Origin of the sequence: Almyronema sp., from assembly GCF_052168255.1 — a bacterium.
In the GTDB taxonomy this organism is placed as follows: Bacteria; Cyanobacteriota; Cyanobacteriia; order Phormidesmidales; family Phormidesmidaceae; genus Sphaerothrix; species Sphaerothrix epifaneia.
This window is the reverse complement of the sequence record NZ_JBQLZL010000116.1, coordinates 1-12938: the sequence shown is the minus strand read 5'-3', so window position 1 is coordinate 12938 and position 12938 is coordinate 1. Positions and strand designations below refer to the sequence as shown.

The 12938-nt window shown below is 51.5% G+C and carries 8 protein-coding genes; 4 read left to right on the top strand and 4 right to left on the bottom strand.

Annotation, left to right across the window (positions count from 1 at the left end; genetic code table 11):
* Window positions 1-24: 24 nt before the first annotated feature.
* Window positions 25-366, top strand: coding sequence for a DMT family protein (locus ACTS3T_RS23490; protein WP_462935821.1), 342 nt, complete (start codon window positions 25-27; stop codon window positions 364-366).
* A gap of 99 nt (window positions 367-465) precedes the next feature.
* On the opposite strand, the gene ACTS3T_RS23485 is transcribed toward ACTS3T_RS23490, so the two are convergent.
* Entirely contained in the window at window positions 466-1638 is a 1173-nt protein-coding gene (locus ACTS3T_RS23485) for a GDSL-type esterase/lipase family protein (protein WP_462935820.1), read from the bottom strand.
* Window positions 1639-1998: 360 nt separating this feature from the next.
* On the opposite strand from ACTS3T_RS23485, the gene ACTS3T_RS23480 reads away from it, so the two are divergent.
* Together ACTS3T_RS23480 and ACTS3T_RS23475 are read left to right on the top strand one after the other, a co-directional pair.
* On the top strand, window positions 1999-3477 hold the full coding sequence (locus tag ACTS3T_RS23480) for an alpha-amylase (RefSeq protein WP_462935819.1): 1479 nt from the start codon (window positions 1999-2001) through the stop codon (window positions 3475-3477).
* A gap of 343 nt (window positions 3478-3820) precedes the next feature.
* On the top strand, window positions 3821-5314 hold the full coding sequence (locus ACTS3T_RS23475) for a hypothetical protein (RefSeq protein WP_462935818.1): 1494 nt from the start codon (window positions 3821-3823) through the stop codon (window positions 5312-5314).
* Between the two features lie 3 nt (window positions 5315-5317).
* Here the strand turns inward: ACTS3T_RS23475 and ACTS3T_RS23470 are convergent, their stop codons facing one another.
* Together ACTS3T_RS23470 and ACTS3T_RS23465 are read right to left on the bottom strand one after the other, a co-directional pair.
* Window positions 5318-6337 (bottom strand): SDR family oxidoreductase, encoded by a 1020-nt coding sequence (locus tag ACTS3T_RS23470; protein ID WP_462935817.1) that lies wholly within the window; start codon window positions 6335-6337, stop codon window positions 5318-5320.
* 260 nt (window positions 6338-6597) lie between these two features.
* Window positions 6598-8328 (bottom strand): ABC transporter ATP-binding protein, encoded by a 1731-nt coding sequence (locus tag ACTS3T_RS23465; RefSeq protein WP_462935816.1) that lies wholly within the window; start codon window positions 8326-8328, stop codon window positions 6598-6600.
* A 562-nt stretch (window positions 8329-8890) separates the two neighbouring features.
* Between ACTS3T_RS23465 and ACTS3T_RS23460 the strand changes: the two genes are divergently transcribed.
* Window positions 8891-11761 (top strand): GAF domain-containing protein, encoded by a 2871-nt coding sequence (locus ACTS3T_RS23460; RefSeq protein WP_462935815.1) that lies wholly within the window; start codon window positions 8891-8893, stop codon window positions 11759-11761.
* A 202-nt stretch (window positions 11762-11963) separates the two neighbouring features.
* Here the strand turns inward: ACTS3T_RS23460 and asnS are convergent.
* Window positions 11964-12938: asparagine--tRNA ligase (asnS, locus tag ACTS3T_RS23455; protein ID WP_462935814.1), on the bottom strand; the 975-nt coding region annotated here is incomplete at its 5' end.

Here is a 12938-nt window from a genome sequence, read left to right as displayed (position 1 = left end):
CTTTCATGCTTTGCCAATACCTCTATGCTTAAGCCGATTGCGCTACTGCTGATTTCCAATGTTTTTATGACCTTTGCCTGGTACGGTCACCTCAAAGATCTGAAAACGGCTCCGCTCTGGATCACTATTTTTGCCAGTTGGTCAATTGCTTTTTTTGAGTATTGCTTTCAGGTACCTGCTAACCGGATCGGGGCTAGTTATTTCAATTTGCCGCAACTGAAAGTAATGCAAGAAATTATCACCATGCTGGTTTTTGCTGGCTTTAGTGTGACCTATATGAAGGTTCCGGTGACGCGCAACTATTTCTTTGCTGCCATGTTGCTGGCCGGGGCAGCTTACTTAGTTTTTAGCGACAAAAGCCGCTGAGCGTCAGTGCGATCGCGCTGCCATGACGCTAGGCAATTTGAACCTATTTACAACATTTCAGCCTACAAAGCCTCCAGCTTTATCCGCAGCGCTCACACGCTAAAGGGTTGCCAGCGCTACCTGCCAGATCCGGTAGCCTTGGGGGCTGAGGTGTAACCCATCGGTTGTCAGTTCGCGCCGGAGAATACCTTGCTCATCTTGAAAATCGGCTTGCAAATCGATAAAGGTAGCGCCTGCTTGCGCAGTCATGGCATTAATCTGCTGATTGAGGGCTTGAATGCGATCGCTAGGGAGACTGGCCAAGCGGGTTGGCAAAATTGAGTGAACGACAACCTGCGCTTGAGGATGGGTTTGCCGCAGACGCTGCACAATTTGTTGCAGATTGTGCAAAACCTGGCTGTCGGTTGCTCCATTTTTGAGATCGTTGATGCCTGCCATGAGATGAATGGTGGTCGGTCGTGTCTGATCAAAGGCTGAGAGCCGCTGCAAAATTCCGGCTGTGGTATCTCCTGAAATGCCCTGATTCAGCCAAAACTGGTTGGTAGGCAACCACTCCGGCGGCAGCCACAGGCTAAGCGAGTCGCCAACAACGACAGTCAACCGATTTTGGCCTTGCCCCGTGGCCATAGCTTGGGCTTCTTGCGCTAGCAGTTGCCGCCATTGCGGGTAGGTAGGCTGTTGGGTAGCATTGGCCCATTGAGAATAAAATTCATCGGGAGACAGGCGCGTGTAAAGCCGACCTTGCTGCAAAGCCGCTCGGCGCTGCTGAAAGAGCTGACTGCCTGATTGAGGCCGTGGCCCTACAAAGCGCGGCAAAGTTTCAACGGGGGTTCGCAGGGCTTGCAAGCGGCTAAGCTGGGGCGCTGACTGCACAGCTCGATAACCCGATGCAGGCGGGCGTTCTGGGGATGGCTGATTGGGGCGATCGCTAGAAATACCTTTTAGCAGTTGTTCGAGGGTGGGAGGTGTTAGCTCTGGCGGCTGGGTGGGCAGGGGGCTGTTGACCTGGGCGATCGCGGCGCGACGGCTCAGCCATCCCGGCGAAGCTGGTGGCGTTAGCGTTTGGTAAAGCTGCTTAACAGCCAGAAGGGGCAGGCTAAAACGAGGCCGATGGGGCGTAACCGGAGCCACCGCAGACGCTAGAGGTTTAGGATGGGGGGCGATCGCTGCTTCTGTCAGCGGCGCTACCTCAGCCGTCAATGTAGCCCGCTGAGCCTGCTGTAAATTCTGCTCTGCCAATAGCTGGGCTGTAAACAACGTCAGATCTGCCATACACCAAATTCTCCCTCAGCAACTTATTAGCTATGGCAGCCAAATCATCACAGGTCAGGACGTTTTTTAAATCTTTCTGCGAAGTTCTGACCACCCGATTCACCTGAGTTAGCTTGAAATCGCTAGAAGCTGTGCTGACATCAGGAAAACTGACTCAGACCTTTGTGGATAAAAAAGGAATTTTTTGGCGCTGCCTAAACCAGCAATTGCTGATGCAAGATTCAAAAGGAGACATAATCCCGCTTTTTTCCCTAAGCTGCACCTGCTGAGACTTTGGCCGCCAAGCCTTCAACCTCGATTCAACCAGTTCCTACCCATTTTGCTTGTCCCCAGCGTGTAATCCGATATGGAGAACGACAGATGGCCTCGATTAACGGCACAATGATGCAATATTTCCACTGGTATATTCCCCCCGGTGGTACCCATTGGAACGAGCTTAAAGATAAAGCTCAAGAATTGGCTGAAGCTGGCTTTACCGCCTTATGGTTGCCGCCGCCTTACAAAGCCAGTGGTGGCGGTTACGACGTTGGCTACGGGGTCTATGATTTATTTGACCTGGGCGAATTTAATCAAAAAGATACCGTAGGCACCAAATATGGCACCCGCGATCAGCTAATAACGGCAATCAAAACGGCTCAGGCTGCCGGACTGCAAATCTATGCGGATGGAGTCTTTAACCATCGCAATGGTGCCGACGAAACAGAAATTGTCGAGGCTGTTCCGGTTGCCTGGAACGATCGCAACTACGAAATTGGCCCCCCGCGTAACATTCGGATCTGGAGCAACTTTACCTTTCCGGGTCGGGGCAACCAATATTCCAGCATGAAGTGGCACTGGTGGCACTTTGATGCCGTCAACCACAACGCTGATGACCCCTATGATTTTTCAATCTACCGTCTGAAAGACAAGCAATTTGATACCGAAGTTGACCTGCGCGAAGGCAACTATGACTTTTTAATGGCGTGCGATCTGGATATGGGGGTTGATCAGGTTCGGGGGGAATTGAAATATTGGGGGGAATGGTTTTTAGAAACCACAGGCGTTGATGGGTTTCGCTTAGATGCGGTTAAGCATATTCGCGCTTTTTTCTTCAATGAATGGCTAGACCATGTGCGCGACAAGTCCGGCAAAGAACTTTTTGCCGTAGGTGAATACTGGCTCGATGACATTGAAACGCTGCACTGGTTTATTGGTATTACCGGTGGCCGCATGTCTTTGTTTGACGTACCGCTGCACTACAACTTCTATGAAGCCAGCAATGCGGGTGGTCACTACGACATGCGCCGTATTTTAGAAGGAACGCTGATGCAGCAACAGCCCAGCAAAGCCGTCACCTTTGTAGAAAACCACGACTCTCAACCGTTGCAAATGCTGGAGTCAGTCGTAGAGCCTTGGTTTAAGCCACTGGCGTATGCGCTGATCTTGCTACGGCGCGAAGGCTATCCTTGTGTTTTCTATGCTGACTATTACGGGGCAAGCTACCGAGACAAGGGACGCGACGGTAATGATTATGAAATCTATATGCCTTCGCATCGCTGGTTAATCGACAAGTTTCTCTATGCCCGTCAGCACTATGCCTATGGCGATCAGTATGACTACTTTGACCACTGGAACACAATTGGCTGGACGCGCTTAGGAGATGACGAACATCCTAAAGCAATGGCGGTGTTGATGAGCGATGGCCCCAAAGGGTCTAAATGGATGGAAGTGGGCCAGCCGAATGCCAAGTTTGTAGATATTACTGAGCATGTGAAAGAACCTGTTCATACGAATGAATGGGGGTGGGCTGAGTTTCATTGCAACGGCGGCTCGGTTTCAGTCTGGCTGCAGGCAGACTAGGGCAACGGTTGAGGGGTTAAGGCAGGCGCTTTCTTGGCATCTAAGAAGCTTTTTAGCGGTAGCCTTTGCCCCTCCGCTAGGTGGCTTGATTGGGCTGTTGATGGCTACCGCTGTACCGTTTGCCAGAAAGCGATCGCGGTAGCCACCAGCGCTGAGACACTTCAATAGCTGCAAGCCGTTGAGAGAAAAACTTTCCTTCTGACCGCTGGCCTTTGCCTTCAGCGATGGCTCTGTTCCCAGTATCGGTATTTTAAGAAAGCTAAATGCCTACTAACTTCCCTGGATATTTTTTTGTAGATCAGCCAAGTTTAAAAAATTCCCTCTAATGGGTTTTGAGGTTGGCATGCAAACTCACGCCCTTGAACCGCAGCCTTCACCTAAAGCTACAGGCGATCGCGCTCAGCTAGCGTCTCGTCCTTTTAGCGCGATCGCTTCCCCTCAAACGGCTTCAGGCGCTCCACCCCCGGCGACGACTTTGCCGCCGCTTTCTCTGCCCGCAGCGGCGGCGTTAGATCCCCAAGCACACCTAGCCCATGTCAAGCAGTTTGGCTTTGATCCGATGCAGGTAAGTCTCTTTGCTGGCGGCAATCCCCCCGTTCAACTTCATCCGTTCAAACCTCTGACGATTCAGCGGCAGCAGGCCGAGCCAGAACAGACGGCTGATATGACGTTTACCCTAGACGAGTTGGAAGCAGGTGAAACGGCTGATCTAGCCGAGCAGCCTACCTGGGCAGAGCAATTTCCTGACGGCATTAGTCTTACATTGTCACTGCGGCCTGATCCCGCCGAAATGGCTGATCATGCTACCCGCCTTCAAACAATGACCTGGGATCAAGTGCTGAGCCGCTATCAGGGTCGCATTGGCAGAAATCCTCGTTTTCAAAGAGCCGTCGCCCTCTTTCGTGCCCGACAAAGCTCCGCAACAGCCAGTGAATCGAGCGATCCCCTTTCTCCTAATGCGGCAGAAGCTCAACTGATTGGACAAGCACTCTATCAAAACGATCGCGAATTTTCTACGCAGGCAATTCCCCATGCTCAATCGCGTCGCAGCATCGGCGGAACTGCGAGAGAGTTGGAAGTTGGCGTGCCTATTTTCTTCACGCAGGCAGAAGATCCAATGGCCAAAGTTCGCTCTGTAAGTGCGGCTGTTTCTGAACAGTCCGTTGAGCGTTGCTTGGAGCGGCCTGCCAATATTCGCGAACTAGCTATCTTCACGCATGGGACTCAGCAGCATATGTCTTTGGGTACGCAAGGCAGTGCTTCTGGCAGCACCATTGCTGGTTTGCTGGCTGACTATTTAACGCCTCATGTGCAAATTCAGCTTTATGGCTGCTCAGCCGCAGGGGGTGAAGATTCTTTTGCTGAACAACTGGCGACGACCTTAGCTGAACACGGACACTCAGCCCGCGTGTTTGGCCACACGACACCGAAGCACACCACGCGCAACCCCGATGGACGCGAGTTTGTTGCTACGCCTGAGGGTGCTGAAGGCGTTCAGGTTAGCGAGGCAGATACCTGGGCGGCCTGCTTTACGCCTGCGTTTTTGGCGGCTGAAACCACGCGCTTAGCCGCTGCCTTAAGCGTTGATGAAGCTGAGGTCGCCGGAGTAATGGAGCCAGTTTCTAGCGGTTGGCTATATGGAGGCAGCGGGCGGCGGGCGGCTCTACAACGCGTTTTGCTAGATGGGCAGATGGCGGCTTATACGCTAGGCTTTGAGCGCGATCGCACGTTGCAAGAGCTACGCGCCTTTTGGCAACAACCCGCAGAAGGTTTAGACGTCATCCAGCAGCGGCTCCGGCGCAGCGCTAGAAGACGGCGAACAAGAACGCGAGAATAAAGCTTAACCCAGCCGGGGATCGCTATCAGAACGGTGACTGATAGCCAGCAAAACAGCGGCTCCTAGGGCGATCGCCCCTGCAACCTTAACCGGATTTTTGACGACCCAATCCGACAAACTAGGGACGCTCAAATGGCCGAAATCTCCGGCTACCTGCTCGTAGCCTGACATTGGCTCAAACAGGTTATCAGGGTCTTGGGGAGCTTTCAGCTCATTAGTTTTTTGCCCTTGAAAGCCCACCTGCACCAAGAACTGGTCTAACCAACCGGGTGCTAGTCGCTGTGCGAGATCTAAAACTCTGCCGACATCGCCGACAATATAGTCTCGCGTGGGATGTTCAGCGGCATATAAAATGGCGTCTGCTACCAACTCAGGCGCGTAATAAGGCGGGATGCCTGTCGGTTTAACGCCGATTTTGGTGCGGGCGTGATTATAAAATGGCGTATTAATCACAGCGGGCTTAATGCTGGTGACATTGATGTGGCTTCCCTCATGCGCTAGCTCAACCCTTAGGGACTCTAAAAAACCTTCCAAACCATGTTTCGCGGTTGAATAAGCGCTTTGCAAGGGCAATGCCCGCCGACCTTCCATAGACGAAACGGCAATGAGCGAACCGCCACCCGCCGCTTTCAGATGGGGCAGCGCTACCCTAGCCCCATAGACCTGCCCCATTAGGGTGACATCAATCACCCGCCGAAACTCTTCGAGGTTGCTGGCTTCAAAAGTCGCCACCATGCCAGCACCAGCGTTGTGAACCCAGGTGTCGATGCGGCCAAAGGCGGCGACAGTAGCATCAGCGATCGCCTGTACCTGCTCAAACTCAGCCACATCAGCCACAACGGCGATCGCTTTACCGCCTAACTGTTGAATTTGACTCACCAGCGAGTCAAGTCCGGCTGAATTACGAGCTGCCACAGTCACGCTCGCTCCCCGTTGGGCAAATTTTAGGGCGGCACTCCGACCAATACCACTAGAGGCTCCCACGACCACCACAACCTGCTGACGAATTGACTTGAGCTGCATAAAATAATTCCCGTTGAACTGGAGGAGCAAGGTGCCATAAAGCCCTGCTTTGACCGTAACGGGTTTTTGAGGATTAAACCGTCCCTCAAGCGGTCGAAGATCAGTCTACCTAAGGGTATAGCTGTAGCCAAAAGCCTTGGGAGACTTACATGGCTGAAAGCCGCTGACGGCAAAGCTTTCCTTCTGCCCGCTGCTCTCACCCTTTTGCCTTAGCTATAGAACTGGTGTCTAGCCAGATTGAGGCGATCGCTGGCAGACCCTTAGTGACCTTGAAACTGCTGGGCGTAGAAGTGGGCGTAGCGATCGCCCTTTTCTAATAGCTCCGTATGGCTACCCTGCTCGACCACCTGCCCCTGCTCTAGAACCAAAATTCGATCGGCATTGCGTACGGTTGCCAAACGGTGGGCAATGATAAACACAGTGCGATCGCGCATCAGCCGTTCTAGCGCTTCTTGCACCAAAGCCTCTGACTCAGAATCTAATGCCGACGTAGCCTCATCTAAAATCAAAATTTTAGGATCTAGCAAGACAGCACGAGCGATCGCAATTCGCTGTCGCTGCCCCCCCGACAAATTCACCCCGCGTTCTCCGACCCAGGTATGGTAGCCCTGCGAAAACTGCTGAATAAAGTCGTGGGCATTGGCCACTTTAGCCGCAGCTTCTACGGCTGCTAAATCAAACTGCGATCGCCCAAAGGCAATATTTTGCGCGATCGTACCCGTAAACAAAATATTTTCCTGGGGCACAATGCCAATCTGCTGACGCAGGCTCCGCAGCGTCACCGTTTGAATATCCTGACCGTCTATCAAGATTTGGCCTGTTTGGGGTTCGTAGAAACGCGGCAGTAGGTTAACCAGCGTGGTTTTGCCCGCGCCAGACGCCCCCACTAGGGCGATCGCTTCTCCCGGCATGACCTGCAAATTAAGATTTCGCAGAACGGGCTTATCGGCTTCGTAGCTAAAGTTGACGTTGGTGTATTCCACCTTACCCGTCACAGCGGGTAGTTCAGAGGCTTGCGGCTGCTCTTGCACACCGGGCTTGATCGCGAGTAACTCAAAAATGCGATCGAGGGAGGCTTCGCCTTCTTTAAACTGACTGTAGTTGATAATGACGTGGTTAACGGGATCAATCAACATTAAGGCAGCGGCAATGTAGCTGCCAAAGCCTTCGCCCGTCAGGTTGCCCGCTGCAATTTGCCAAGAGCCAATCAGCAACAGCAGCGCCACCATAAGCGCATAAAGAAACCCTGTCACTGGGTACTGTACCGACTTTAGCCATTCCGCTGAATAGCGAGCTTGCCGATTGCGCTCTGCCGCCTGCCGAAATTGCTCAATTTCGTAAGCTTCAGCCGCAAAGGCTTGTACCAGGCGAATGCCACTGAACACCTCAATCAAATGCGACGATAGATCAGAAACCAAATCTTGACTACGGCGTGAAAACTGTAGCATTTTGCTCCCAAACCACCCGGTCAAAACGGCTAGCAACGGCACCAAAATTAGCGCCGCTAGCGTCAGTTGCCAGTTGAGGTAAAGCATGTAGCTCAAGACCACCACGAGCTGCAAGACCGATGGCACAAAATCATGAAAAAACTTGTTGACGACTTCGCCAACGCGATCGACATCTTCTGTCAGGCGATAGGCTAAATCGCCGGTTTGAGCTTTTTCAAAGTAGGCCAGACTTAGCCGCTGTAAGTGGCTGTAAACCTGCAGGCGTAAATTTAAGGCAATCTGCAACGCCGCTTTGGCCATTAACGAATCTTGGCCGTATTGACCTATCTTTTGAATCAAAAAGCCGATCATGGTCAGCGTAGCAATCTGAGCCAGCGCGACGACCTGACCCTGAACTAACAGCGAAATAATTTTGCCTGAAAGCCAAGCTAGAATAGGCCAAAATGCTGTAAAAACAAGCGTTGATAAAAAAGCGTAAAAAATTGTGCGCCATTGCTGCCGCACATAAGGAGTAAGCTGCCAATAGTTCGATCGCGTCTTCAAAAGCTGCTGCCATGACCTCGCCTATGGTCAACGCTACCAGCTTTAGTCGCCAATTGAGCATAGCGGCCACAGGGAACCTGCTTTGGCAGATGGCTTTAAGTGTTTTTGAAAAGCTGTGAAGGCTCTACCAGGGCTATGCCAGCCATGATGAGCAGCGGTTATATTGAGAAATACGAGCCAGCGCTCCCCCAGTCTTTGCTGTTTAGTTATCCGGATCGTAAGGATGATTTTAGATTCGTTTCAAAACGAGTCAATTTTTGCCCTAGTTGCAGAGTCAGCCATTTGCTCAAGTCTGTTTAAATTTTGCAAGTTGCCTCTCATCTGCTAGCCCCTATCTGCGCCTAGGAGAAAGGGAGCCAACTCAGAACTTCCCCCAAGCTTAGAAGCAAGATTTGGGGTGGGAGCCGCAGAAGGTATAGAAGCTTCCTCGTGGAAACTGTGAATCCTTACAGGTGGGTGCTGTCATCTTTAAAACGCTGCTTGAAACCTTCAAACCTTAGACAAATTTCTTGAAGGTTTTGCAAGTATATAAATCTATGGTTACTGCTGAATCAACCCTAAGATGAATCATTGGCTTCAAACCATTTTCTCCTCTGAGTTGCCTTATGTTCCGCATGGCCATTGTTATCTCTGGCAAAAGCCTCTGGTTGGCTTGCATGTTGTTAGCGATTTGTTAATTGCGATCGCTTACTTCTCAATCCCAGCGATGCTGATATATTTTGTCCACAAACGTCAGGATACGCCCTTTTCAAAAGTTTTTTTGCTATTTGGTTTGTTTATTACTGCCTGCGGTGTTGGGCATTTACTAGATATCTGGACACTCTGGTTTCCTAACTACTGGATGGCTGGAGCCGAGCGTGCCATAACCGCCTTTGTCTCTTGCCTAACGGCTATTCGCTTAGTTGAGTGGATGCCTCAGTTTTTAGCCCTGCGATCGCCCCAAGAACTCGAAGATCTCAATCATCAGTTACAGCAAGAAGTAGCTGCCCGCAAACGTGCCCAAGAGACGCTGCAAAATCTTTTAGAGGCGACGGCTTCCGTCACTGGCAAAGCCTTCTTTTCTGCCTTGGTGCAGCAGCTAGCTCAAGCTACGGGGGTTGAACATGCCTTTGTTTCTGAATGGCGTGAAGCTGAACCCGATAAACTCCATCTGCTAGCTGCTTGGAGCCGAGGCAGCCGTCAACCGCCTGAAAGTGAGTTGCTGAGCGATTATCCCTGCGAAACTACCCTCCACGCAGGGCAAGCCACTTATATTGAAAACGTTCGCGACCAGTTTTCTCACTCGGAAGCGCTTGCGGCGCTAGGCCCCGTCAAATGCTACCTGGGCGTGCCACTTCTCAATTCGACTGGGCAGGTGATTGGCTCACTGTGCATTATGCATCGGCACAGCCTATCCTCGCGGCGAGAGGCCGAAGCGATTATGAACCTGTTTGCCGCCAAAGCCTCGGCTGAACTCCAACGGCAGCACGCCGAAACAGCCCTCCGCAGGGCTTACGCGGAGATGGAACAGCGAGTTGCCGACCGCACAGCAGCCTTAAGGCAGGCGAATGTGCAACTAACTCAGGTTGCTCAGCAAGAGCGTACCCTGACGCGGGTAATTCAGCAAATGCGTCAAACTTTAGATGTAGAGACTATTTTCCGTGCAGCTACGCAGGAGTTGAAAAGAGCCATTGTTTGCGATCGCGTCATTGTTTATCGCTTTAATCCAGATTGGAGTGGCGATGTGATTGCCGAAGCCATGGGAGCGGGGCGATCGCTGCTGAGCGAACCATCAGCCGATTTACCCTGGCAGACAGGTTTACTCCAGCAAGATCGGTGTACTGTACGTCTGCTAGCTAACAAAGCCACCAGCATTCAAGATACCTATCTACAAGAAACCCAGGGTGGCCTTTATAACCAGGGCACTCCTTACTTAACCGTAGAAGACATCTATACGCGTGACTTTAGCACTTGCTATATCGACCTGCTAGAGCAGCTTGAGGTGCGCGCCTACCTCACCGTACCCATTTATTCAGGGTGCACCCTCTGGGGGCTATTAGCGTGCTACCAAAACACCAACCCGCGCCAGTGGCAAACTGAAGAAATCCGCCTGGTAACGCGCGTTAGCGATCAACTGGGTGTTGCTATCCAGCAAGCAGAACTTTTTCAGCAAACACAAGAACAGGCTCAAGCACTCCAACAGGCCAAAGAAACTGCTGACAAAGCTAATCAAGCCAAAAGTGAATTTTTGGCGAACATGAGCCACGAACTACGCACCCCACTCAATGCCATTCTGGGGTTTACGCAGCTGATGCACCGCGACCCCGCTTTATCCAGCCAGCACCAAGAATATATCGGCATCATCAACACGAGCGGTGAACACCTGCTAGGGCTGATCAAAAACGTTTTAGAAATGTCAAAAATTGAAGCGGGTCAAATGCAGCTAGACGCTGAAGCATTTGACCTGTCTGGTTTATTGCAAGAGTTGCAGGCGATGCTACGCCTAAAAGCACAAAACAAAGGGCTGAGGTTACAGGTTTACCAAGCCCCTGAAGTCCCTACCGCGATCGCCAGCGATCCAGGCAAGCTGCGGCAGGTTTTGCTGAACTTATTGGGCAATAGTATCAAGTTTACGCAAACGGGTTCGATTAGCTTACGCGTTGAGGTGGCCGCTGCCTCGAACAGCCTCCCCGCTGCTCAGCCAGCCACCTCTCAACCCTGCGGCTCAACCACTTTGCAATTTACGGTAGAAGACACAGGCGTCGGCATTGCCCCCGATGAACTAGCAACCCTGTTTCAGCCCTTTCAGCAAACTCAGTCAGGTATCCAGTCGGGTGAGGGCAGCGGCTTAGGATTATCGATTAGCCGCCAATATGTCCACCTGATGGGAGGAGAAATTCAAATTGCAAGCCAGATGGGCCAGGGAACTCAAATAACATTCACCATTCAGGTAGAGCCGACCAGTCTACCAACGCCAGGTTTAGCCGCTAGTCGAGCTAGCCGAGGGTCGCTACCCGATAACAGCCAACAGCGGCATCGCATCCTGATTGTTGAAGACAATCGAGTCAACCAGCTACTACTGCAGCGATTTATGACAGCCTTAAATGTGGATCATCGCACGGCTGGGGATGGCGAAGAAGCCCTCCGGCTTTGGCAGACATGGAAACCGCATTTAATTTGGATGGACATGCGGATGCCGCGGCTAGATGGGTATGAAACAACCCGGCAGATTCGCACGGCTGAAGCAGAGCAAACATTGTCGCCCACTGTCATTATTGCGTTGACAGCGACAGCTTTTGAAGAAAGTCAGGCGGCTATGTTTGCCGCTGGCTGCAACGAGGTGCTGCTGAAACCCTTCAAGCGAGAAAAGCTCCTAGCGTTAATGCGGCAATATTTAGACCCTGCTTGTGGCTATGGGGCTGAGACTTGGCCATCCTCGTCGCAGCCAGCTTAAAAAGTTCTTTTCCTGCTGGACTGGATTTTTTCGGCCTGCACAAACAGCAACCGAACTTTATAGGTTGAAATGGCGTAAACACGTTCAAATTTTTGAGGGTCATTGAAAAGTGTTTGGGCTATCTGGGCTAGCGACCGTTCAGCCGCGATCGCAGGTAAAGCGCTAATCACGAGCGATCGCCAGCAGAAACAAACCTCAATGCTTAAAACTCCACATTGTCGGGTGTGCGGGGAAAAGGAATCACATCTCGAATGTTGGCCATCCCCGTCATAAACTGAATCAGTCGCTCAAATCCCAGCCCAAAGCCCGCATGAGGCACAGTGCCATAACGTCGCAAATCCAAATACCACCAGTAGTTTTCTACGGGTAACCCTTGCGCTTGAATCCGCCGCTCTAGCACAGCTAGCCGCTCCTCGCGTTGTGAACCACCAATAATTTCCCCGACCTTGGGCGCTAGCACATCCATTGCCGCAACGGTTCGTTCATCCTCATTCAAGCGCATATAAAAGGCTTTGATCTCGGTCGGATAGTCCGTTACAATCACGGGCTTTTTAAACACTACCTCCGAAATATAACGCTCGTGCTCTGACTGCAAATCCAGCCCCCAAGACACCGGGTATTCAAACTGACTATCGGCGTTTTCCAACAGCTTGATTGCCTCAGTATAGGTAATTCGCTCAAACTCACTGCTGATAATATTGTCTGCGGTTTCTAAGACAGTTTTGTCAATTCGCTGGTTAAAAAACTCCATGTCTTCAGGGCATTGCTCTAACACAAAGCGAAAGACAAATTTTAGAAACGCCTCTGCTAAGTCCATGTTGCCTTCTAAGTTGCAGAAGGCCATTTCTGGCTCAATCATCCAAAATTCAGCTAAGTGGCGCGAGGTGTTTGAATTTTCAGCCCGAAATGTTGGCCCAAACGTATAAACATGGGTGAAGGCCATCGCCATGATTTCAGCCTCTAGCTGACCGCTGACCGTCAGATAAGTCGGTTTACCAAAAAAATCTTGGCTATAGTCCACGGTTTTGTCAGCGGTCAGCGGCACGTTTTTGAGATCAAGGCTAGTCACGCTAAACATTTCGCCTGCCCCTTCACAGTCACTAGCAGTTAAGATAGGCGTGTGAATCCACAAAAAACCCCGTTGCCGGAAGAATTCGTGGACGGCTTGGGCGCAGGC

What these genes read in the sequence shown, in the direction of transcription:
- ACTS3T_RS23490 (WP_462935821.1), top strand. Translation starts at nt 25, where the DNA reads ATGCTTAAGCCGATTGCGCTACTGCTGATTTCCAATGTTTTTATGACC.
- ACTS3T_RS23485 (WP_462935820.1), bottom strand. Translation starts at nt 1,638, where the DNA reads ATGGCAGATCTGACGTTGTTTACAGCCCAGCTATTGGCAGAGCAGAAT.
- ACTS3T_RS23480 (WP_462935819.1), top strand. Translation starts at nt 1,999, where the DNA reads ATGGCCTCGATTAACGGCACAATGATGCAATATTTCCACTGGTATATT.
- ACTS3T_RS23475 (WP_462935818.1), top strand. Translation starts at nt 3,821, where the DNA reads ATGCAAACTCACGCCCTTGAACCGCAGCCTTCACCTAAAGCTACAGGC.
- ACTS3T_RS23470 (WP_462935817.1), bottom strand. Translation starts at nt 6,337, where the DNA reads ATGCAGCTCAAGTCAATTCGTCAGCAGGTTGTGGTGGTCGTGGGAGCC.
- ACTS3T_RS23460 (WP_462935815.1), top strand. Translation starts at nt 8,891, where the DNA reads ATGAATCATTGGCTTCAAACCATTTTCTCCTCTGAGTTGCCTTATGTT.